This is a genomic window from Pseudoxanthomonas sp. G3 (assembly GCF_057654715.1).
The window spans coordinates 768,386-788,007 of record NZ_CM172805.1 but is presented as its reverse complement, the minus strand read 5'-3'; the positions used below and the strand labels follow the sequence as shown (position 1 = coordinate 788,007).

Annotated in this window: 18 protein-coding genes; 10 read left to right on the top strand and 8 right to left on the bottom strand. The window is 63.5% G+C overall.

Features of this window, described 5'->3' with window-relative positions:
- Window positions 1-78 precede the first annotated feature (78 nt).
- From AC23D6_RS03585 to AC23D6_RS03565, 5 genes are read left to right on the top strand one after another with little or no spacing between them, the layout of a single operon-like run.
- Window positions 79-969 carry a DMT family transporter gene (locus AC23D6_RS03585; RefSeq protein ID WP_487751463.1) on the top strand — a complete coding sequence of 297 codons (891 nt, stop codon included), beginning with the start codon at window positions 79-81 and terminating at the stop codon, window positions 967-969.
- On the top strand, window positions 966-2,081 hold the full coding sequence (locus AC23D6_RS03580; protein WP_487751462.1) for an MlaE family lipid ABC transporter permease subunit: 1,116 nt from the start codon (window positions 966-968) through the stop codon (window positions 2,079-2,081). The genes AC23D6_RS03585 and AC23D6_RS03580 overlap by 4 nt, the downstream gene beginning before the upstream one ends.
- Before the next feature lie 4 nt (window positions 2,082-2,085).
- Complete coding sequence (locus AC23D6_RS03575) at window positions 2,086-2,895, top strand: ABC transporter ATP-binding protein (RefSeq protein ID WP_487751461.1); 810 nt, start codon at window positions 2,086-2,088, stop codon at window positions 2,893-2,895.
- Window positions 2,896-2,898: 3 nt separating this feature from the next.
- Entirely contained in the window at window positions 2,899-3,825 is a 927-nt protein-coding gene (locus AC23D6_RS03570; RefSeq protein ID WP_487751460.1) for an MlaD family protein, read from the top strand.
- Window positions 3,822-4,454 carry an ABC-type transport auxiliary lipoprotein family protein gene (locus tag AC23D6_RS03565; RefSeq protein WP_487751459.1) on the top strand — a complete coding sequence of 211 codons (633 nt, stop codon included), beginning with the start codon at window positions 3,822-3,824 and terminating at the stop codon, window positions 4,452-4,454. The genes AC23D6_RS03570 and AC23D6_RS03565 overlap by 4 nt, the downstream gene beginning before the upstream one ends.
- 5 nt (window positions 4,455-4,459) lie before the next feature.
- Here the strand turns inward: AC23D6_RS03565 and AC23D6_RS03560 are convergent, their stop codons facing one another.
- Window positions 4,460-5,083, bottom strand: a complete 624-nt coding sequence (locus tag AC23D6_RS03560) for an alpha-ketoglutarate-dependent dioxygenase AlkB family protein (protein ID WP_487751458.1) — start codon at window positions 5,081-5,083, stop codon at window positions 4,460-4,462.
- An 81-nt stretch (window positions 5,084-5,164) separates the two neighbouring features.
- Here AC23D6_RS03560 and AC23D6_RS03555 point away from each other — a divergent pair, with 81 nt between their 5' ends.
- Together AC23D6_RS03555 and AC23D6_RS03550 are read left to right on the top strand one after the other, a co-directional pair.
- The gene (locus AC23D6_RS03555) at window positions 5,165-6,775 is read left to right on the top strand and encodes an electron transfer flavoprotein-ubiquinone oxidoreductase (protein ID WP_487751457.1); all 1,611 of its coding nucleotides are present in this window, start codon (window positions 5,165-5,167) and stop codon (window positions 6,773-6,775) included.
- Between the two features lie 7 nt (window positions 6,776-6,782).
- Window positions 6,783-8,861 (top strand): glycoside hydrolase family 99-like domain-containing protein, encoded by a 2,079-nt coding sequence (locus AC23D6_RS03550; protein WP_487751456.1) that lies wholly within the window; start codon window positions 6,783-6,785, stop codon window positions 8,859-8,861.
- Window positions 8,862-8,892: 31 nt separating this feature from the next.
- On the opposite strand, the gene AC23D6_RS03545 is transcribed toward AC23D6_RS03550, so the two are convergent.
- Window positions 8,893-9,528 (bottom strand): CoA transferase subunit B, encoded by a 636-nt coding sequence (locus AC23D6_RS03545; protein WP_487751455.1) that lies wholly within the window; start codon window positions 9,526-9,528, stop codon window positions 8,893-8,895.
- Window positions 9,528-10,259 carry a CoA transferase subunit A gene (locus tag AC23D6_RS03540; RefSeq protein ID WP_487751454.1) on the bottom strand — a complete coding sequence of 244 codons (732 nt, stop codon included), beginning with the start codon at window positions 10,257-10,259 and terminating at the stop codon, window positions 9,528-9,530. Before AC23D6_RS03540 ends, AC23D6_RS03545 begins: the two co-directional genes overlap by 1 nt.
- Before the next feature lie 111 nt (window positions 10,260-10,370).
- On the opposite strand from AC23D6_RS03540, the gene AC23D6_RS03535 reads away from it, so the two are divergent.
- The 3 genes from AC23D6_RS03535 (at window position 10,371) to AC23D6_RS03525 (ending at window position 13,085) form a co-directional block, all read left to right on the top strand.
- Window positions 10,371-11,306, top strand: coding sequence for an ATP-grasp domain-containing protein (locus tag AC23D6_RS03535; RefSeq protein ID WP_487751453.1), 936 nt, complete (start codon window positions 10,371-10,373; stop codon window positions 11,304-11,306).
- 76 nt (window positions 11,307-11,382) lie between these two features.
- Window positions 11,383-12,129 carry an electron transfer flavoprotein subunit beta/FixA family protein gene (locus AC23D6_RS03530; RefSeq protein WP_487751452.1) on the top strand — a complete coding sequence of 249 codons (747 nt, stop codon included), beginning with the start codon at window positions 11,383-11,385 and terminating at the stop codon, window positions 12,127-12,129.
- Window positions 12,129-13,085: an electron transfer flavoprotein subunit alpha/FixB family protein gene (locus AC23D6_RS03525; protein WP_487751451.1), complete on the top strand. Its 957-nt coding sequence runs from the start codon at window positions 12,129-12,131 to the stop codon at window positions 13,083-13,085. Before AC23D6_RS03530 ends, AC23D6_RS03525 begins: the two co-directional genes overlap by 1 nt.
- A 275-nt stretch (window positions 13,086-13,360) precedes the next feature.
- On the opposite strand, the gene AC23D6_RS03520 is transcribed toward AC23D6_RS03525, so the two are convergent.
- The 5 genes from AC23D6_RS03520 to AC23D6_RS03500 form a co-directional block, all read right to left on the bottom strand.
- On the bottom strand, window positions 13,361-15,742 hold the full coding sequence (locus AC23D6_RS03520; RefSeq protein ID WP_487751450.1) for an FG-GAP-like repeat-containing protein: 2,382 nt from the start codon (window positions 15,740-15,742) through the stop codon (window positions 13,361-13,363).
- Window positions 15,743-15,950: 208 nt separating this feature from the next.
- Window positions 15,951-16,796: a 3-deoxy-8-phosphooctulonate synthase gene (kdsA, locus tag AC23D6_RS03515; protein WP_487751449.1), complete on the bottom strand. Its 846-nt coding sequence runs from the start codon at window positions 16,794-16,796 to the stop codon at window positions 15,951-15,953.
- Between the two features lie 41 nt (window positions 16,797-16,837).
- A complete protein-coding gene (locus AC23D6_RS03510) occupies window positions 16,838-17,404 on the bottom strand; it encodes a hypothetical protein (protein ID WP_487751448.1) in 567 nt (188 codons plus the stop codon).
- A gap of 44 nt (window positions 17,405-17,448) precedes the next feature.
- The gene (locus AC23D6_RS03505) at window positions 17,449-18,408 is read right to left on the bottom strand and encodes a GSCFA domain-containing protein (RefSeq protein WP_487751447.1); all 960 of its coding nucleotides are present in this window, start codon (window positions 18,406-18,408) and stop codon (window positions 17,449-17,451) included.
- Window positions 18,409-18,423: 15 nt separating this feature from the next.
- A complete protein-coding gene (locus AC23D6_RS03500; RefSeq protein WP_487751446.1) occupies window positions 18,424-19,620 on the bottom strand; it encodes an ABC transporter ATP-binding protein in 1,197 nt (398 codons plus the stop codon).
- Window positions 19,621-19,622: the final 2 nt, after the last annotated feature.

Here is a 19,622-nt window from a genome sequence, read left to right as displayed (position 1 = left end):
TATCGCCGAAGCCGCGTGCCCACGCCTTCATCCGGTGCCTGCTTAAACTACGCAGCGACACGAAAGGCAGGGGGATGGGTGGGCATCGGCGAGGCGATGGCGCTGGGCAGCGCAGCGACGTGGGCGGTGGGGGTGATCCTGGCGCGGCAGTTGGGCGCGCACCTGCCGCCGCTCGCGCTCAACCTGCTCAAGAATGGACTGGTGCTGGCCGTGCTGGCGCCGATCGCAGTGATCATCCATGCGGGTGCCTGGCCCTCGCTGACCGCTGTCGATCTGGCCATCGTCGTGGCCAGCGGCGTGATTGGCATCGCACTGGCCGACACACTCTACTTCCGTGCGCTCAACGAACTGGGCGCCGGGCGGATGGGCGTCATCGGCAATCTGTACAGCCCGCTGGTGCTGCTGCTCGGCTTCGTGTGCCTGGACGAACGGCTGGGCGCGGGGCAATGGGTGGGCTTCGCACTGGTGGGGCTGGGCGTGCTGCTGGTCAGCCGCCCGCCCGGCGAATGGAAGACGCACCCGCAACACACGGCGCGCGGCGTCGTGATCGGGCTGGCGGCGATCGCGCTGATGGCGATCGCCATCGTGATGGTCAAGCGCACGCTGGAAACCCAGCCGCTGCTGTGGGTGACCCTGTTGCGCCTCGGCGGCGCGGTGGTGGGCCTGCTTCTGCTGGCTGCACTGCCGGCGATGCGCGCACGCATGCGCTTCGTCCCCGCCGACGTGCCGTGGCATCGCCTGGTGCTGGCGGCCCTGGTGGGCCAGGGATTGTCGATGGTGCTGTGGCTGGGCGGCTACAAGTTCACCTCGGCCTCGGTCGCGGCGATCCTCAACGAATCCGCCTCGGTGTTCCTGGTGGTGCTCGCGGCCCTCTGGCTGCGCGAACCGCTGGGCAAGCGGGCGTTCATCGGCGTGGTCCTCACGTTCAGCGGTATAGCCTGTATGCTCCTTGGCCGAGCGACGCCATGACCCCCACCCTTGCCCGCCCGCAGTACGCATCCGACCCCGACGATCCGCAGCGCGCGAAGCTGGCGGGCGACTGGACGCTTGCCAGCGCGCTGACGGTGGCCGAACAGCTCAAGTCGCTCCCCGATGCCATCAACCGGCTTGATGCCACCGCGATCGGCCGCATCGATTCGGCCGGCGTGCTGCAGCTATTGCGGTTCGCCAAGCGCCGCGGCATGGACCCGTCGGCCATCGAATTCCGCCAGGATCACCAGGCACTGGTCAGCACCATCGAGGATGTCGCCGACGACCGCCCGCCGCGCAAGCGCGATTACGGCGTGCTGGCCGCGCTGTCACGCCTGGGCTACCGCGTCCTAGAGAACAAGCAGGAGATCATCGCGCTGCTGAGTTTCACCGGCGAGAACCTGGTCAAGCTGGTGCGCATGGTGAAGGAGCCGCGCCGCTTCCGCCCCACCGCCACTGTTGCCCATATGGAAGCGGTCGGCCTGGACGCGGTGCCGCTGGTGATCCTGCTGTCGTACATGGTGGGCGCGGTGATCGCCTTCCTCGGCTCCACCGTGCTGCGCGACTTCGGCGCGGAAATCTACGTGGTCGAACTGGTCAGCATCGCGTTCCTGCGCGAGTTCGCCGTGCTGATGACCGCGATCGTCCTCGCCGGGCGCACCGCCTCGGCGTTCACCGCGCAGATCGGCGCGATGAAGAGCCGCGAAGAGATCGATGCGATCCGCACGCTGGGCCTGGACCCGGTGGACCTGCTGGTCATCCCCCGCCTGATCGCGCTGCTTGTGATGCTGCCGCTGCTGACCTTCATCTCGATGATGGCCGGCCTGGCCGGCGGCGTCACGGTCGGCGCGTTCGACCTGGGCATTCCGCCACAGATGTACCTCGCGCGCATGCACGAAACCATCGAGGTGCGGCACTTCCTGGTCGGCCTGTCCAAGGCACCGGTGTTCGCCCTTGTCATCGGCCTGATCGGGTGCCTGGAAGGCCTGCGCGTGGAAGGCACCGCGCAGTCGGTGGGCGAACGCACCACGTCGAGCGTCGTGCAGACCATTTCGCTCGTCATCATCATCGACGCGCTGGCCGCGTTGTGGTTCATGCACATGGACTGGTGAGCCGATGAGCGAGGACAGCCCCATCATCCGCGTGCGCGGCCTGGTCAACCGTTTCGGCGAGCAGACCGTGCACGAGAACCTCGACCTGGACGTGCGCCGCGGCGAGATCCTCGGCGTGGTCGGAGGTTCGGGTACGGGCAAGTCGGTGCTGATGCGCTCGATCCTGGGCCTGCGCCAGCCCGATGCCGGGGAGATCTCGGTGCTCGACGTGGATGCGCGCTCGGAAGATCCCGCGAATCGCCAGCACATCGAACGCAACACCGGCGTGCTGTTCCAGGACGGCGCGCTGTTCTCGTCGCTGACGGTGGGCGAGAACGTGCAGGTACCGTTGAAGGAACACCACCCCGAACTGCCCGACAGCTGGCGCTACGAACTGGCGCTGCTCAAGGTCAAGCTGGCGGGCCTGCCCGCCGACGCGCTCAACAAGCTGCCATCGCAACTGTCCGGCGGCATGCGCAAGCGCGCCGGCCTGGCCCGCGCGCTGGCGCTCGACCCGCCCTTGCTCTTCCTCGACGAACCCACCGCGGGCCTGGACCCGATCGGTGCGGCCGCGTTCGACCGGCTCATCAAGACCCTGCAGGAAGCGCTCGGGCTGACCGTATTCCTGATCACCCACGACCTCGATACCCTGTACGCGATCTGCGACCGCGTGGCGGTGCTGGCGGACAAGCAGGTCGTTACGGTCGCGCCGCTCAGCGAGGTCGAGCGCTTCGACCATCCCTGGGTGCAGGAGTACTTCCATGGCCCGCGCGCGCGCGCCGCGCGGGGCCAAGACACGGCCTACGGGCCACCCCACACGCAAACGGCGGTCTGATCGATGGAAACCCGTGCCAATTACGTGCTCATCGGCGCCTTCACGCTGATCATCGCAGCTGCGCTGCTGCTGTTCGGCCTTTGGGCAGCCAAGTACTCCTCCGAACGCACCTGGCAGGAATACCAGGTGGTCTTCCGCGAAGCCGTTACCGGCCTGTCGGTCGGCAGCCCCGTGCAGTACAACGGCATCGCCGTAGGCTCGATCACGAAGCTCTCGCTGGCCCCCAATGATCCCCGGCAGGTGATCGCGCGCATCCGCGTGGAGTCCTACACGCCGGTGAAGACCGACACGCGCGCCAAGCTCGCCATCACCAGCCTGACCGGCCCGACCATCATCCAGCTGAGCGGCGGCACTCCGCAGGCGCCGGCGCTCACCACCGTGGACACGCGCGAAGCGCCGGTGATCCAGACCGCGCCGTCCGCACTGCAGAACATCACCGACACCGCCAACCGCATCGTCGAGCGGCTGGACCAAGTGCTCAGCGACAAGAACGTGGCCAGCATCACCACCACGCTGGAGAACCTGGAGGCGATGAGTACGTCGCTGGCCAGCCGCGAGGATGGGCTGGAGTCGCTGATCACCAGCGCGCGCGATGCCGCACAGAATCTCGACAAGACCCTGACCACCACCAACGGCACCATCGAACGCCTGGACCAGAACCTGGTGCGCGAACTGCCGGATATCCTGGCCAAGCTGGAAAGCACGCTGGGCAAGCTGGATTCCGCGGCCGGCAACGCCGATGCGATCATGGGCGAGAACCGCGCGGCGATTAACAGCTTCGCCAACGACGGCCTGGGCCAGCTCGGCCCGACCCTGACCGAACTGCGCGGCCTGGTGCGCGACCTGCGCCGCGTCAGCGACCGCCTCGAAGGCAATCCCGCGCGCTACCTGCTGGGCCGCGACGCACCCAAGGAGTTCGACCCGAAATGAAAGCGCTGCGTGTGTTCCTGTGTCTTTCCCTGATGGCGACCGCGCTGTCCGGCTGCTCGATCCTCGGCAGCGAACAACGCGACCCGGTGACGATCTACGCGCCCGATGTGCGCGTGCCTGCGCGCCCCGAATGGCCGACGGTCGCCTGGACGCTGGTCATCGCCAAACCCACCGCCGCCCGCGTCGTGGACAGCCCGCGCATCTCCGTGCGGCCCACGCCCGGCGAGCTGCAGGTGTATCGCGGCGTGTCATGGGCGCAGCCCGCCACGGAGCTGGTGCAGGACGCGGTGCAGCGCACGCTGGAGGATTCCGGGCGTATTCCCTCCGTGGCCAGCGCCGATGCCGGCATCCTGGGCGACTACAAGCTGGTAATGGACATCCGGCGTTTCGAGGCCGACTACGCCGGCGCGGCCGTGCCGTCGGCCGTCGTGGAGATCAGCGCGAAGCTGGTCAGCAGCCGCGACCAGCGCGTCGTGGCGTCGCGCACCTTCCTGCAGCAGCAACCGGCCGCATCGGCCGAGGTCGCCCAGGTGGCCCAGGCGTTCGACGGCGCCCTGGCCGCTGCCACGGGCGATCTGGTGGGCTGGCTGCTGGCCGCGGGCCAGGGCGACGCACCGCGGCGTCGCTGAGAGCGTCAGCGGCGCCGACCCGGATCGATCTGGCGGAACGTCAGGTTGATCCGCGCAGCCACCGGGCGGGCGGTACGCGGCAGCGCATGCCGGTAAAGCCGCTGGGTCTCGCCGGACATCACCAGCAGGCTGCCATGCGGCAAGGCCAGGGCAGTGCGCAGCGCCGGATGCGCACGATGCTTCAGCAGGAAACGTCGCTCCGCTCCCAGGCTGACCGAGGCGATCACCGGGTTCGGACCCAGTTCCGGCTCGTCATCGCTGTGCCAGCCCATCGCGTCCTGCCCATCGCGGTACAGATTGGCGAGCACGCTGTTGAACGGCACGCCCAATCCCTGCTGCAAGCGATCGCGCAATGAAGCCAGCGCCGCCGTCCAAGGGTGCGGCGTGAACACCGTGCCCGAGTAGCGGTACACCGCTGCGGGATCGCCTATCCACGCGCTGAGCCGGGGGGAATCCACCTCGCGCCCGAACAGGCGGATGCGATGCACGCTCCACGGCAGGCCATCGCGCAGGGCGTCGAACAGCCGATCCGCCGCGTCCACGTCCAACCAGTGGGGATGGAAGCGCAGCGTGGCGCCCGGCAACGTTGCCTCGAGGCCATCCGCAGGCAGCGGCAGGGGTAGGGTCATGCCGGCGATGCTCGCGGATTTGCCCCGCCCCGCGCAAACCCCGAAAATACCGGCAGCCTAATGCCATGCCGGAGTTCCACGATGTCCGATGTCGAACGCGATGTAATGGAGTACGACGTCGTGACCGTCGGCGCGGGCCCGGCGGGCCTGGCCTTCGCCATCCGGCTGAAGCAACTGAACCCGGACATTTCGGTCTGCGTGATCGAGAAGGCCAGCACGATTGGTGCGCAGATCCTGTCGGGCGCCGTGATCGAACCGGCACCGCTCGACGCGCTGCTGCCAGGCTGGCGCGACAACCCGCCGCCGGTCTGCGTGCCGGCGGCGGACGACGAGTTCTGGTTCTTCAGCAAGGACGGCGGCCGCAAGTTCCCGATCGTCCCGCCGGGCATGCGCAACCACGGCAACTTCATCGTGTCCCTCGGTGCCATGTGCGCCTGGCTGGCGCCACAGGCCGAAGCGCTGGGCGTGGAGATCTACCCGGGCTTCGCGGCATCGGAGACCCTGCACGACGACGCTGGCAAGGTGATCGGCGTACGCATCGGCGACATGGGCGTGGCGAAGGACGGCAGTCACAAGCCGGGCTATACCCAGGGCATCGACATCCACGCCAAGGTCACGGTGTTGGCCGAAGGCGCGCGCGGCCACCTGACGAAGCGGCTGGTGAAGCGCTTCGCGTTGGACAAGGACAGCGACCCGCAGGCGTATTCGATCGGCATCAAGGAGCTGTGGCAGGTGCCGGAAGGCTGCGTCACGCCCGGCAAGATCGTGCACACGCTGGGCTGGCCGGCCAGCAACGACATCTACGGCGGCAGCTTCCTGTATCACCTGGAGAACAACCAGATCGCGCTGGGCTACGTCAGCGGCCTGGACTACAAGGATCCGGAATACAAACCGTGGGAAGCCTTCCAACAGTGGAAGAACCACCCGCTGATCAAGCCCCTGCTCGAAGGCGGAAGCATTCTGTCGGCGGGTGCGCGCGCCATCGTCACCGGTGGCTGGCAGTCGCTGCCGAAGGTGGAGATGCCCGGCGCGTTGCTGATAGGGGACACCGCCGGCCTGCTCAACGTGCCGAAGATCAAGGGCACGCACCAGGCGATCCGCAGTGGCATGCTCGCCGCCGAGCACCTGGCGTCCTCGCAGCTCGCACCCGAGGGCTTCGATGCGAAGCTGCGTGCGTCCGATGCGATGGCAGAACTCAAGGCCGTGCGCAACATCAAGCCCGGTTTCAAGAAGGGCCTGTGGTTCGGCATGGCCAATGCTGCGTGGGAAACCGTCACCGGCGGCCTCTCACCGTGGACGTTGAAGGTGAAGCCGGACTGGTCCTCGCTCGAAAAAGTCGACGAGCACGAAGAACCCAAGCGCGACTACGTCGACCGCACCCTGGCCCCGCGCGACCGCCTGCAGGGCGTCTACTACGCGGCCACCGAACACGACGAAGACCAGCCCGTGCACCTGCGCGTGCTCGATACCTCCGTCTGCGTCAGCCGCTGCGCCGCAGAATACGACAACCCCTGCACGCGCTTCTGCCCGGCAGGGGTGTATGAAATAGTCGACGACGGCCAAGGCAAGCGCCTGCAGATCAACGCCGCCAACTGCGTGCACTGCAAGACCTGCGACATCAAGGACCCCTACCAGATCATCGACTGGGTGACGCCGGAAGGCGGCTCGGGGCCGAATTACCAGAATCTCTAGGAAGCCTGTGACGAATCCCCTGTCACGCCGTGTCCGCACCACCCTGTTCTACGCGCTCCGCACGGCATTTCGCCTGACGCCGATGCCGCAGGCCACGCGCGATCGCCTGCGGCAACGCTTCCTCGATACCCGCGGCGACTGGGTACCGGAAGGCCCACGCGGCAAGGCTCCCGACGGGACCCTGCCCCGCAGGCCCTACGTGCGCTCGGATGAACGTGCCATCGGCTATGTTCCCTACGAGAAAGGCGAGCTGCCCGACCCACTACCGGCCACGCTGGTCGCTTTTTACCTCCCGCAATTCCACACCATTCCCGAGAACGATGAATGGTGGGGCAAGGGATTCACCGAGTGGCGCAATGTCACCCGCGCCTTGCCCCAGTTCGAAGGCCATTATCAGCCTAAGCTCCCGGGCGACCTGGGCTTCTATGACCTGCGCAACGTCGAGGTCATGCACGAACAGGCTCGCCTGGCCCGCGAGTACGGCATCAGCGCGTTCTGCTTCTACTTCTACTGGTTCGGCGGCAAGACCTTGCTGGAAACGCCGCTGCGCAACTGGCTCAACGACAAGACCATCGACCTGAAGTTCTGCCTGTGCTGGGCGAATGAAAAATGGACCCGCACCTGGGACGGCCGCGGCGACGAGATCCTGATCGACCAGAAGCACTCCCCCGAAGACGATATTGCGTTCATCGAACACGTGGCGGAGTACATGCGGGACCCGCGGTATCTGCGAGTGGATGGGAAGCCTCTATTGTTGGTCTATAGACTAGGGCTGCTACCGGAAGCCACCGCGACCACAGACCGCTGGCGAGCATGGTGTCGCGAGCAGGGCGTTGGCGAAATCCATTTGGCCTATGTGCGCAGTTTCGAGACACCCGATCCGGCCGAGGCTGGATTCAATAGCGCCATCCAATTCCCTCCGAACGGCACTACACCTCGAAACGTGACGTCGGGGCTCCGGCTGACGAACCCAGATTATGCAGGTCAGGCATTGGACTGGCGGGATATCCCGGGCACCCTACTTGAGGAACTCCGGTCCGGTGACAACATTTTCGCCGGCGTGAATTGCGGGTGGGATAACGAAGCTAGGCGCTCGGGCCGCGGCAGAACACTTCTTCAAGCCACGCCTACGCGCTACGCGTCCTGGCTCAGGAGTGCCATGGAAGTGACGAGACGGAACTCCGGCGACCCACCCCCCGTCTTCGTGAATGCCTGGAACGAATGGGCCGAGGGCGCTTATCTCGAACCGGATGCTCGCGACGGTTACGCGCTGCTGAATGCCACGCGGCAAGCGATGATGGGTGACCTGAAGACAGCGGCAGCGGCACAGGTATCCGCAGTGGTCGTCGTGATTCACGCATGGCATTTGGATGCATTTGCTGAAATACTCGATGCGCTGTCGGCGTGCGATCGCCCTTTGCAACTTGAGATCACCACCGCCTACGAGAAAGAGCAAGCCGTAGCTGCGCTACTCGTCGAACGCGGAATGCGCTTCCGCATCCATGTGTTCGAGAACCGGGGTCGTGACATCCTGCCATTCCTCCGTGTCGCCGCACTGTTGGCGCGGGAGTCCGTTGACGTTGTACTCAAGCTCCACACAAAGCGATCGCTGCATCGGCGCGATGGCGACGAATGGCGGCGCGACATCATCGACAAGCTCATGGGGCGGACAGAGTGGCGTGCGGCCACCGAAGCCTTCCTCACAACGCCTGAGCTGGGGCTCATCGCACCTGATGGCCACGTACAGCCGATGAGTTACTACTGGGGCGCCAACGCTGACCATGTGCGCGCGTTGGCTCAGCGCGTCGGGCTGCCCGATTCGGCCCTCGACGCCGGCGAGTTCGTCTCCGGAAGCATGTATTGGGTGCGGCTGCGCGCACTGCACCCCATCCTCGAGGCCGGTTTGAGACCATCGGAATTCGAATCAGAAGATGGTCAGCTGGACGGCACCCTGGCGCACGCCGTCGAACGTCTTGTCTCAGCCGTCGTTCAATCCGCAGGGTACGGTTTACACGTTGCGGGGGGTACCGCAAGGAACGTGCGTCCGTCCGACAAGCCATATCCCTATGCGCGAAGAAGTTCTTGATCCAAGACGTCGAGGATGACAGCGCGCCTCGTCAGCTGCCTGCCAGAAACGGCACCCCTGTCTTGGCCTGCAGTTCGGCCTCCGTCACACCCTCGGCGGCTTCCACCAGCACCAGGCCTTCTGGGGTGACGTCAAACACCGCCAGGTCGGTGATGATCCGGTCCACCACGCCCACGCCGGTCAGGGGCAGGTCGCATTGCGGCAGGATCTTGTGGCTTCCGTCCTTGGCCACGTGCTCCATCAGCACGACGATGCGCTTGACGCCAGCCACCAGGTCCATGGCGCCGCCCATGCCCTTGACCATCTTCCCCGGGACCATCCAGTTGGCTAGATCGCCCTTGTCGGTGACCTGCATGGCGCCCAGCACGGCCAGGTCGATGTGGCCGCCACGGATCATGGCGAAAGAGTCGTGGCTGCCGAAGTAGCTGGCACCGGCACGGGCCGTCACGGTCTGCTTGCCGGCGTTGATCAGGTCGGCATCGACTTCGTCTTCGGTCGGGAACGGGCCGATGCCCAGCAGGCCGTTCTCGGACTGCAGCCATACGTCCACCCCGGCGGGAATGTGGTTGGCGACCAAGGTCGGCAGGCCGATACCCAGGTTCACGTAGGCGCCATCGGTCAGTTCGCGGGCGGCACGCTGCGCCATCTCATCGCGGGTCCAGGGCATCACTTGTCTCCTTGGCGGACGGTGCGCTGCTCGATGCGCTTCTCGGGGGTCGGGTTGTGGACGATGCGGTCCACGTAGATGCCAGGCAGGTGGACGTGGTCCGGATCGATCGCGCCGACTTCCACCACTTCCTCGACCTCGGCGATGCAGACCTTGCCGGCCATGGCGCAGGCCGGGTTGAAATTGCGCGCGGTCTTGCGGAACACCAGGTTGCCCGCCTTGTCGGCCTTCCACGCCTTGACCAGCGACACGTCGGCGCTGAGGGCGCTTTCCATGACATACCAGTGTTCGCCGAACTGCCGGGTCTCCTTGCCTTCGGCGACGACCGTGCCGTAGCCGGTACGGGTAAAGAACGCCGGGATGCCCGCGCCACCGGCGCGCAGACGCTCGGCCAGCGTGCCCTGTGGGTTGAATTCGAGCTCCAACTCGCCCGACAGGAACTGGCGCTCGAACTCCTTGTTCTCGCCCACGTAGGACGAAATCATCTTTTTGATCTGCCGGGTTTCCAGCAGCAGGCCCAGGCCGAAACCATCCACGCCCGCGTTGTTGGAGATCGCCGTCAGCCCCTTCGCGCCGCTGTCGCGCAATGCGCCGATCAGCGCCTCGGGAATGCCGCACAGGCCGAAGCCGCCGACGGCCAGCGTCTGCCCGTCTGCCACCACGCCTGCCAGCGCCGCCGCGGCGCTGGGATACAGCTTCTGCTTGCCTCCGGAGGCCGGGTTACCCGCCATGGCGCGATCCATTGATGAGGAAAGCCCGCATTCTACCCAGGCGCCCGAAGGCGACACAGGTACTTTCGGGCAATGGGAATCCGGTGAGGGACGTGCGCGTACACTTTGGGCATGAGAACCGTCGCCCTCGTTACTGCCATCGCTGCCACCGGGCATGACGATGACCTCGTTCCCCTGCTCGATGCCTGCGCCGACGCAGACCTGCATGCGCGCGCCGTGGCCTGGGACGACCCCACCGTGCATTGGGGACGTTTCGATGTCGTCCTGCTGCGATCACCTTGGGACTACACCGAGCGGCTGCCCGAATTCCTGGCCTGGGCCGAACAGGTCGACCGGGTGACCACACTGCTGAACCCGCTGAACGTCGTCCGCTGGAATACCGACAAGCACTACCTGGCCGACCTGGCCGCGGTCGGCATTCCTACCGTGCCGACCATGTTTGTGGAGCCGGACGCCGAACCCATGGACGCACTGACCCGCTTCCTTGAAGCCTTCCCGGCGAACGACGAATTCGTGGTCAAGCCAGCTGTCAGTGCGGGCGCGCGCAACACCCAGCGCTACCACCGCGACCAGCAGTTCGCCGCGGGCAATCACATTGCGCGGCTGCTGGACCAGGACCGCAGCGTGATGCTGCAGCCCTACGTAGCCACCGTGGACGCCGCCGGCGAGACCGCACTGGTCTACTTCGCCGGCCGGTTCAGCCATGCGCTTCGCAAGGGCGCGCAACTGCCTCCCGGCGAAGGGGCGAGACAGGCCCCCATGGCGGCGGGCGACATCACCGCACGGGATGCGCTGCCTTCCGAACTCGCCCTCGCCGACCGCCTCCTGGCCGCGACGGCCCGCCTGCGCCAGTTGGATGGGCCCCTGCCGTACGCACGGGTCGACCTGCTGCCCGGCCCGGATGGGCACCCCTGCCTGCTGGAACTGGAGCTTACCGAGCCCTCGCTGTTCTTCGACCAGGCGCCCGGAAGCGCATCACGGTTGGCCGCCCTGCTCGCCGCATGGCCTGCAGACGCCACCGTACGGGCTCGCATGGACCCGGCCTGACGGCTAAAATCGACGTTCTGCCCTCGGCCAGCCGCCGCGGCCGGGCCTCACCGTCGCATATAGGAATTCCCGCAGGATGAAGATTCTCGTCGCCTACAAGCGCGTGGTGGACTACAACGTCCGCATCCAGGTCAAGCCGGACGGCTCCGGCGTGGTCACCGACGGCGTCAAGCTGTCCCCCAATCCCTTCGACGAGATCGCGCTGGAAGAGGCGCTACGCCTGCGCGACAAGGGCATCGCCACCGAGGTCGTGGTCGCCACCATCGCGCCCGCCGACGCCCAGGCCCACCTGCGCAATGGCCTGGCCATGGGCGCCAACCGCGCCATCCACGTGGTCACCGACCAGGCCATCCAGCCGCTGACCGCCGCCCGCACCCTGCTCAAGCTCGTCGAGAAGGAGTCGCCAGACCTGGTGATCCTCGGCAAGCAAGCCATCGACGACGATGCCAACCAGACCGGCCAGATGCTGGCCACGCTGTGGGGCCGTCCGCAGGCGACCTTCGCCGGCAAGCTCGATATCGCCGACGGCAAGGCCACGGTCGTGCGCGAGGTCGATGCCGGCTTGGAAACGCTCGAGGTCGATCTGCCCGCGGTCGTCACCACCGACCTGCGCCTCAACGAACCGCGCTTCATCAAGCTGCCGGACATCATGAAGGCCAAGGGCAAACCGCTGGAAACGCTGCAGCTCGCCGACCTCGGCGTGGACGCCGCCGACACGCACAAGACTACCCACTACGCCCCGCCTGCCAAGCGCAGCAAGGGCGTGATGGTAAAGGACGCGGCCGAACTGGTCGCCGCACTCAAGCAGAAGGGGTTGCTCTGATGTCGAACAACATGCAGACCAAGGTTCTCGTCATCGCCGAACACCTGGACGGCAAGCTCAACGCCTCCACCGCCAAGACCGTCAGCGCCGCCGCCGCCGTGAAGGCCGACGCCATCGACGTGGTCGTGCTGGCCGCCGATCCGACGGCCGTCGCCGCCGACGCCGCGCAGATCGCTGGCGTCGCCAAGGTGCTGACCGTCGCCAACGCCGCCAACGCGAATGCCATCGCGCAAGTGCTGGCACCGCAGATCGCCAAGCTCGCGGCCGGCTACACGCACGTGTTCGCGCCGTCGACCACCTTTGGCAAGGACTTGCTGCCGTGCGTCGCCGCCCTGCTTGGCGTCAACCAGGTGTCCGACCTGATGGCCGTTGAAGGCCCGCATACCTTCAAACGCCCGATCTACGCTGGCAACGCGATCATCACCGTCGAAACCCCGGCCGATCAAACCGTCGTCGCTACCGTGCGCACGGCGTCATGGCCGGAGGCGGCGAAGGGCGGCAGCGCGGCCGTTGAAGCCGCGAACGTGGACGCGACGCTGCCGACGCATACTCGTTATGTCGGCCTCGCGGCCGGCAAGTCCGACCGCCCAGACCTGCAGAGTGCTAAGCGGGTCGTCTCCGGTGGCCGCGGCGTGGGCTCCGCCGACAACTTCAAGGTCATCTACGCCCTGGCCGACAAGCTGGGCGCCGCCGTCGGCGCCTCGCGCGCCGCCGTCGACGCCGGCTACGTGCCGAACGAGCTGCAGGTCGGCCAGACCGGCAAGATCATCGCCCCCGAGTTGTACGTCGCCGTCGGTATCTCCGGCGCCATCCAGCACCTGACCGGCATCAAGGACGCCGGCACGATCGTCGCCATCAACAAGGACGGCGAAGCGCCGATTTTCGAGATCGCGGATATCGGGTTGGTGGGGGATTTGTTCACGCTGCTGCCGGAACTAGAAGTAGCACTAGGTTGAGCTCACCGCCAGCCCCCCCTCTTTCGAACCTAAGTAACGCGCGCGGGGGAAAGCGACACGCGTGCTTTCTCGCTCCTCCCAAAAAAAGGAGGGGCCTCAGAGTGTTCGGATTTCTCCTCAGCACGCCCCCAAACTTCCTCAGAAGGTCGTGTTTCGCGCACTGCCGATCGGGACTAGCGCCGATAGGGGCTCTCGCCAGAAACGACAACGCCCCGGAAGATATCTTCCGGGGCGCCGCATCGAGCTAAGCCCAGATTTAGGCCTATTGGCGCAAATCACTTGTTATTGACGAGCCTCTGGCCAGCAGGCCGTGCAGTAGCAACCATCGCGGTCTCGAATGACGATCCGGTACTGCGCGAAACAGCGACCTGTGACGGATTGATCCAGACCAGATCCGCCATGCCATCACCCCCGGTATCGCCGACGTAGCCCAACTCCCAGACCGGACCAATCGACAAAGTTCTAGTCGAAGTCACCGCATTACCGTTCATCATCCAGATCAGCGTCGTGGTGTTGTCCGCGTTGCGCCAGACTAGGTCGTAGCGACCGTCGCCGTCGACGTCGCCGCCACCCACGATTCGATAACCCGCAGGCAGTGCCGTTGAGACGGCCAACGTGTTAAACCCCGTGCCCTGGCTGAGCGATACCGCAACCTGCGTGCCATTGACCCAAACGATGTCCGCGAGCCCATCAGCATTGAGATCACCGATGCTCGACAGCGTCCACCAAGGCCCGATGGAAATCGTTCCAGTACTGAGCACCGTAGTGCCGCTCATAGCCCAATACATCATCTGGGTGTTGTCGGCGTTGCGCCACACCAGATCCGACTTGCCATCACCATTAATGTCGCCACCACCCACCACCCTCCAACCGGCGGGGCGCGCATTACTGATCATCGCCGTTGAGAAACCGCTACCCGTGCTTCGCGAAACGGCAAGCTGGCCAGAGTTGATCCAGACCACATCTGCGAGCCCGTCTCCATCCGTATCGCCGACATGAGCGACATCCCAAACCGAGCCGATCGAGATCGATGCATTGCTGGTGACCGCATTGCCGTTCATCAACCAGTACTGAAGTGTCGTGTTATCGGCATTGCGCCAGAACAGATCAGACGTGCCGTTACCATTCATGTCGCTATGGCGGCCTGTGCCAGTGAATGGCACCACGGTCGCGCGGAAGGTCGCCACCACAGGAATCGTCTGGTTGAGACTCCTAGCGTTATCTTCGCTGTTCGCGACACCGCAGGCGCGATTGGCTGCGGGACCGCACGTGGTCTTCAGTGGAGTAGAGAAAATGCGATGAGAAAGCTGACCAGTATCGCCGTAGGCCATCACCGTGTAAAAGTTTCCATCGTTCGCGCCGGTCTTGTACCCAAACGAATACGGATAACGGCCGTACTGGAGCCCTCCGGACGACGTGGTCGAGTTGGCACGATCATGGGCGGAACCCATCAAATGGGCCGCCTCATGGACGAGGGTCTCATCGGCGCAGTAGTAGGTCTTACCATCGGTGCCTTGGTCGTAACCGTCACTGATGACGGCATATCCCCATGATGCATCCGCTGCCGTGATAGCTGTTTGTCCAGCACCGTTCAACCAGGCGATACCGCAACCTTCGTTTTCCGGGGTGTTGAATTTGCGGACAAGCACGGCAATGTCCGCACCGTACTGATCCCTCGCCGTCCGCAACGGCGCAAGAGCAGCAGGAACAGTGACTGCCGCTTGACCATTGCTTCCCGTAAGCTCGGACAGCGCCGTCTGGTTGGTATTCGTATTGGTGTAGCTGACCTGCGTCGCGTTGACGATGCGCAGATAGCCATTGATGTCGCTATTGACGAACGCCTGATTGCTCACTTGCAGCAGGTAAGTCAGACGCGTAACGGCGCCAGACGCACCACCGTTGGCGGTCGCGAACTCGGGCGTATAACCAATGGCGACGTCAATCGTGTTGGTAGCAGTCGCCGGCGCTGCTTGAGCCACGGCCGTCGCAGATACAGCGCCTTGAACGATCTTGGCTGGCTGATAGGTTGCTGAGGCCGCAACCAGGGACGACCGGAGCGCTGCGGCTTCCGGCACCATCATGTCGACGTGCCCATTGCCGCCCTTCACCAATCGAGAGGGATCGGATTCGACGACCCAAAGTGAGCCGTTACGCGTCTGGAGGTTGAGCGCCGGCCGACCAGCCAACTGAGGGATCGAACCGAAGACCGCCTTCTCACCGAAAGTGATGATCGCTTCCTGCCGCTGGTCTCCGCCCACGACACGACCGATCCACGTCCAATTCCCGTCAGTCTCCTCGATGTGGCGCTCGTATTTGAGCTTCACTTCGCTGCCGTCGGGCGCCGACACGCTGATGATGCCGCTAGCTATACCGTTGAGGGCATGGTCTTCGCTCAGATTAGCCGGATACCAAGTGTAGGCACCATCCTCAAAAACCGTCCGGCTATCCCGTTGGTACGAAACGAGCGCCCCGCGATCGGGCGCATGGGCGATGGCCTTAGAAACCCCTCGCGCTGCATGTACGCCGGCGGCCAAACGAACAGACTCCTTACGCGCAGCGGCTTGGACATCGGCCTGCGCGGAAGTGCCTGCCGGGTCTCCTCCACTGCACCCGGTAACAGCGATCAACAAGGCGCAAGCGCCCAGCCGGAATTTCATGAGAATCCTCGCAAATTGACAAACTGACTCAGCCCCTGAACTTCCACTATACCGGGATGTGAACAACCCCGAAGTGAATCATTTCAACCTTTTACAATCATCGGCTACGGTCGTACAGCCTGAAGTCATGATATTTTTTTCTTAAAAAACATATATTTACATACAAATGTCCCGACTTTGCCTTCAAGAGGGGGCGGCGAAGCTGGTGTTATTTGATATCAAGCGCTGGCAGCCCTTTGACCAGGTCGTCAATTGCCTTGATCTGGGACAGGAACGGCTCCAAAAGGCGTAAAGGCAAAGCACTGGGACCGTCACATTTGGCGGAGTCGGGGTCCGCGTGAGCCTCTAAAAATAGCCCAGCGATGCCTAGAGCCATTCCCGAACGAGCCAGTTCGGCCACTTGCTCCCGGCGACCGCCCGACGCTTCGGCCCCGGACTCGCGCATCTGCAGACTGTGGGTGACATCGAAAATAACGGGGCAACCTTGCGTAGCGTCGATCATTCGCCTGAAGCCCAGCATGTCAACCACCAGGTTGTCGTATCCGAACGACGTACCGCGCTCACACAAGATCGTCTTGTCGTTCCCCGCCTCACGGCACTTCGAAACGACATGTCCGATCTGCTGCGGACTCATGAATTGCGGCTTCTTGATGTTGATGACGCGGCCACTCTTCGCTACCGCTACTACGAGATCAGTTTGGCGGGCCAGGAACGCGGGGATCTGCAGCACATCCACGATCTCCGCAAGAGGGGCGACCTGATCGATCTCATGAACGTCCGTAATCACGGGCACGCCAAAATCCCTCTTCACTGCTTCAAAGATCCGAAGACCTTCAGTCAAGCCTACGCCTCGATAGGAATGGATTGATGATCGATTGGCCTTATCGAACGAAGCTTTGAAGACTAGCGGGATGCCCAGCCTGTCGGTGACCCGCTTGTAGTGAGCGCACGCCTCCAGTGTGGAGCCCCTATCTTCCAGTACGTTGATACCCCCGAAAAGAACGAACGGAAGTGAGTTGGAAATCTTACATGCGTCGGAAATTTCGATGACCACGATCCGTTTTTCTCCAAGCTGTGCTTGTAGTGACTGCCGCGTCAGCGCACCAGAAGTCTGCGTGCACTTATGGGGCAATAGTGAGTGCCTGCATTCGTGTGCTGTCGAATGAAAACAAGATATTCGCCCTCCGGGACACCGCTGAAATCGGTGCTGCTCGTGTAGCCCGCATTGGCCAATGCGGGTTTCCCGAGCGTCTGCGCCGCATTGAAGCGAACATCTGGCCCCAAGCTCGCCGGCAGCACATAGCCGCGCTCTCCGTTGGCGACCACAACCTCAACCTTTGATGGGATCTCAAGATCCGAGTCAGCTGTCCAGCCCTCCAAGGTGTACGCCTGTCCACGCTTAACTTCGACTTGTTCGCCCACCGGGTCCCCGTTCACCGCGCCAAGGAAACAAGCTGCCTTGCCATCCACCAGTGCGGCAATATCCACGTAGCCTACCTCCTCAAGCGGAGCCACCGTCGCGGGTGTGAGGGTGGGGGGCGTTGCTGGCGGCGGCGCACTTTCCACCGGAGCCACTGCAGGCTCCGTCTCAGGCGCTGGCGTGCAGGCCGCGAACATAAATGGGATCGAGGCAATCAAAGCATAAACACTGAGCTTCTTCATAATGGCGCCCTGGGAAAACGGTTGTCGATAGGCCCGTCGAGATATCAAACGACGAACCGGTTGATGAATGTCTCTGTTATGTGGGCGACGCACTGCGGCTGGATGTGCACCATATCGGGCCTCCATACCAATGCAGGATCGGAGAACATCGCGATCTCGTAGCTGGGGAAATAGATCGCCTCCTCGGCCTCCCGGCAAATCGCGTCGGCGGTTGCCCGTAAGGTTGCCTTGGCACGAAAATTAGCGAGCACTATATCGTCTTCACCGAACGTGCTTTGCAGCGGAACCGGCGATACGGTAACGATCAGTCGATAGCGCCCCGTGGCATGGTGACGACGCAGGCAAGCGACGATGGCACGAAGCGACGCCAGATTCTGTTCATAACTAACTTCGCGAAACTCAAAATCCTTCCTCTGTCGCGCTAACACATCCCCGGCGACTGCATTGCAGTACAACTCTGATGGCTTGTGGTACCACGCTTCACTCAAGCCAAGCGTGATGACAATGACGCTCGAGTGGCGAAAACCCGCCACCATATCGCGCACCATACGACGACGTTCAACGGCGCCCTCCAAGGACAGTCGCGGTAGGGTCAACCCATAGTTGAGGTCATGAACCTTGCCTCCGCCGGTCGCGACCAGAAGATGGCGATCCTCTGCGAATTCCATATCGCCAACCGCTTGCCTCAACTCCTGCTCCATCGACGGTACGTTATACCGATGGAAGAAACCCACGCTGACCTTGCCGTCTTCACCCTTGAAGTCGCCCGACTCCAAGTAAGGAATATCCATGCTGTCTATCGGAAATCCGCGCTTGCGTAGTGCGTGCTCTATCTCGCGCGCGAAGCATGACCCCATGGTGAATATTCCCTGCCCTTTCTTCAGGGCCAGGTCGCCTTTGATCAGCTGCGGAGCGAAGTATCCGGCGAGTATGCGGTTCGCTGCGTGCGCAGGGTCCTGACTCCGCTCTGCACTGGATGGGCTCTTGTTCCAGACTGCGTACATGTTCCTAGACATTGTCTATCCTTGGTGTTGCATAGGGTCGACAGCCTCGGAGGACCATCTTCCCAAAGGCTGAAGCCGGGTCGTGCCCAAATGTAGGCCCTCCACTTTGAATCTGATCGGCGTACTCAGGAACTGCTGCATTCCGTCATGGTCGAGGCCAACCACGACAAGCTGATAGAACCCGGGACTGAGCTCAGCGTTACCCAGCTCGAGGGTGAAGCGCTCCCCTGGGCCGACCTTGAAGTTTGATCGCAGAGAGTGCCAATCTGCAATGGTTGGTCCGTTGCCTTCGTGCAACACTATGCTGAGCGCCAAATCACCCGGAAATCCATGCTCCCCCACAACTTCAAGGCGATCTCCGTATCTTACTTTTCCGCCTGCGCCAACGATGCTGCCAGCGGCCTTAAGATCAAAAGCGATCCGATCTGGGTGGTGTGCTGAGTCTTTCACGGGACCTCTCCCGCCCGCGAACTCTTGATACTTGGCAATGGCGCCTTGCACCGAGCCGTTGTGGACGACGCGCCCCTTATGTAGCACGAGTCCGGAACTGGCCATGCGGGACACATGATTCATTCCGTGAGTAACGAGAATGACTGCCGATTGCCGCCTCATCTCATCGACGCGTTCGTAACACTTCATGCGGAAGCCCAGGTCGCCGACAGCCAGAACTTCATCAATCAACAGAATGTCTGGCTGCATCGCGACCGTCAATGCAAAGCCGAGTCGCGCTTTCATTCCCGAGCTGTAGTACTGCACTGGAGTGTCGATAAACTCCTCAAGCTCTGCGAAAGCCACGACTTCTTCCAACTTGCGCGGAACCTGCTTTCCGGAAAGTCCAAGCAGGCGACAACGCAGATTGACGTTCTCTCTGCCAGTGAGACTAGGCGCCATACCTGACGCGAGCTCGATCATCTTCTCCATGCGACCGTGCTTGTCTACCCGACCCCGGTCCGCCACAAGGATCCCAGAAAGCACTTTTAGTAGCGTTGACTTCCCTGCGCCATTCCCACCTAGGATCGCGAGGCACTCCCCTCGTTTCAGCTCAAAATTGACGTCTCGGACGGCCCAGAACTCGTCTTCGCGGAGCTGCGAAGATTCGCGCCGCCCCATCGTCTCAGACACGATATCTCGCATGCCGTACTGAATCGATCTACGCAACGATCTTGCGTACTTCTTACCAAGGTCAGTGGCCTGGATCAGAACGTCAGCCATGA

Bases quoted from the DNA above. Each gene is read 5' to 3' on its own strand.
- AC23D6_RS03580 (WP_487751462.1), top strand. From the start codon at position 966: ATGACCCCCACCCTTGCCCGCCCGCAGTACGCATCCGACCCCGACGAT.
- AC23D6_RS03575 (WP_487751461.1), top strand. From the start codon at position 2,086: ATGAGCGAGGACAGCCCCATCATCCGCGTGCGCGGCCTGGTCAACCGT.
- AC23D6_RS03570 (WP_487751460.1), top strand. From the start codon at position 2,899: ATGGAAACCCGTGCCAATTACGTGCTCATCGGCGCCTTCACGCTGATC.
- AC23D6_RS03565 (WP_487751459.1), top strand. From the start codon at position 3,822: ATGAAAGCGCTGCGTGTGTTCCTGTGTCTTTCCCTGATGGCGACCGCG.
- AC23D6_RS03560 (WP_487751458.1), bottom strand. From the start codon at position 5,083: ATGACCCTACCCCTGCCGCTGCCTGCGGATGGCCTCGAGGCAACGTTG.
- AC23D6_RS03555 (WP_487751457.1), top strand. From the start codon at position 5,165: ATGTCCGATGTCGAACGCGATGTAATGGAGTACGACGTCGTGACCGTC.
- AC23D6_RS03545 (WP_487751455.1), bottom strand. From the start codon at position 9,528: ATGCCCTGGACCCGCGATGAGATGGCGCAGCGTGCCGCCCGCGAACTG.
- AC23D6_RS03540 (WP_487751454.1), bottom strand. From the start codon at position 10,259: ATGGCGGGTAACCCGGCCTCCGGAGGCAAGCAGAAGCTGTATCCCAGC.
- AC23D6_RS03535 (WP_487751453.1), top strand. From the start codon at position 10,371: ATGAGAACCGTCGCCCTCGTTACTGCCATCGCTGCCACCGGGCATGAC.
- AC23D6_RS03530 (WP_487751452.1), top strand. From the start codon at position 11,383: ATGAAGATTCTCGTCGCCTACAAGCGCGTGGTGGACTACAACGTCCGC.
- AC23D6_RS03525 (WP_487751451.1), top strand. From the start codon at position 12,129: ATGTCGAACAACATGCAGACCAAGGTTCTCGTCATCGCCGAACACCTG.
- AC23D6_RS03520 (WP_487751450.1), bottom strand. From the start codon at position 15,742: ATGAAATTCCGGCTGGGCGCTTGCGCCTTGTTGATCGCTGTTACCGGG.
- AC23D6_RS03510 (WP_487751448.1), bottom strand. From the start codon at position 17,404: ATGAAGAAGCTCAGTGTTTATGCTTTGATTGCCTCGATCCCATTTATG.
- AC23D6_RS03505 (WP_487751447.1), bottom strand. From the start codon at position 18,408: ATGTACGCAGTCTGGAACAAGAGCCCATCCAGTGCAGAGCGGAGTCAG.
- AC23D6_RS03500 (WP_487751446.1), bottom strand. From the start codon at position 19,620: ATGGCTGACGTTCTGATCCAGGCCACTGACCTTGGTAAGAAGTACGCA.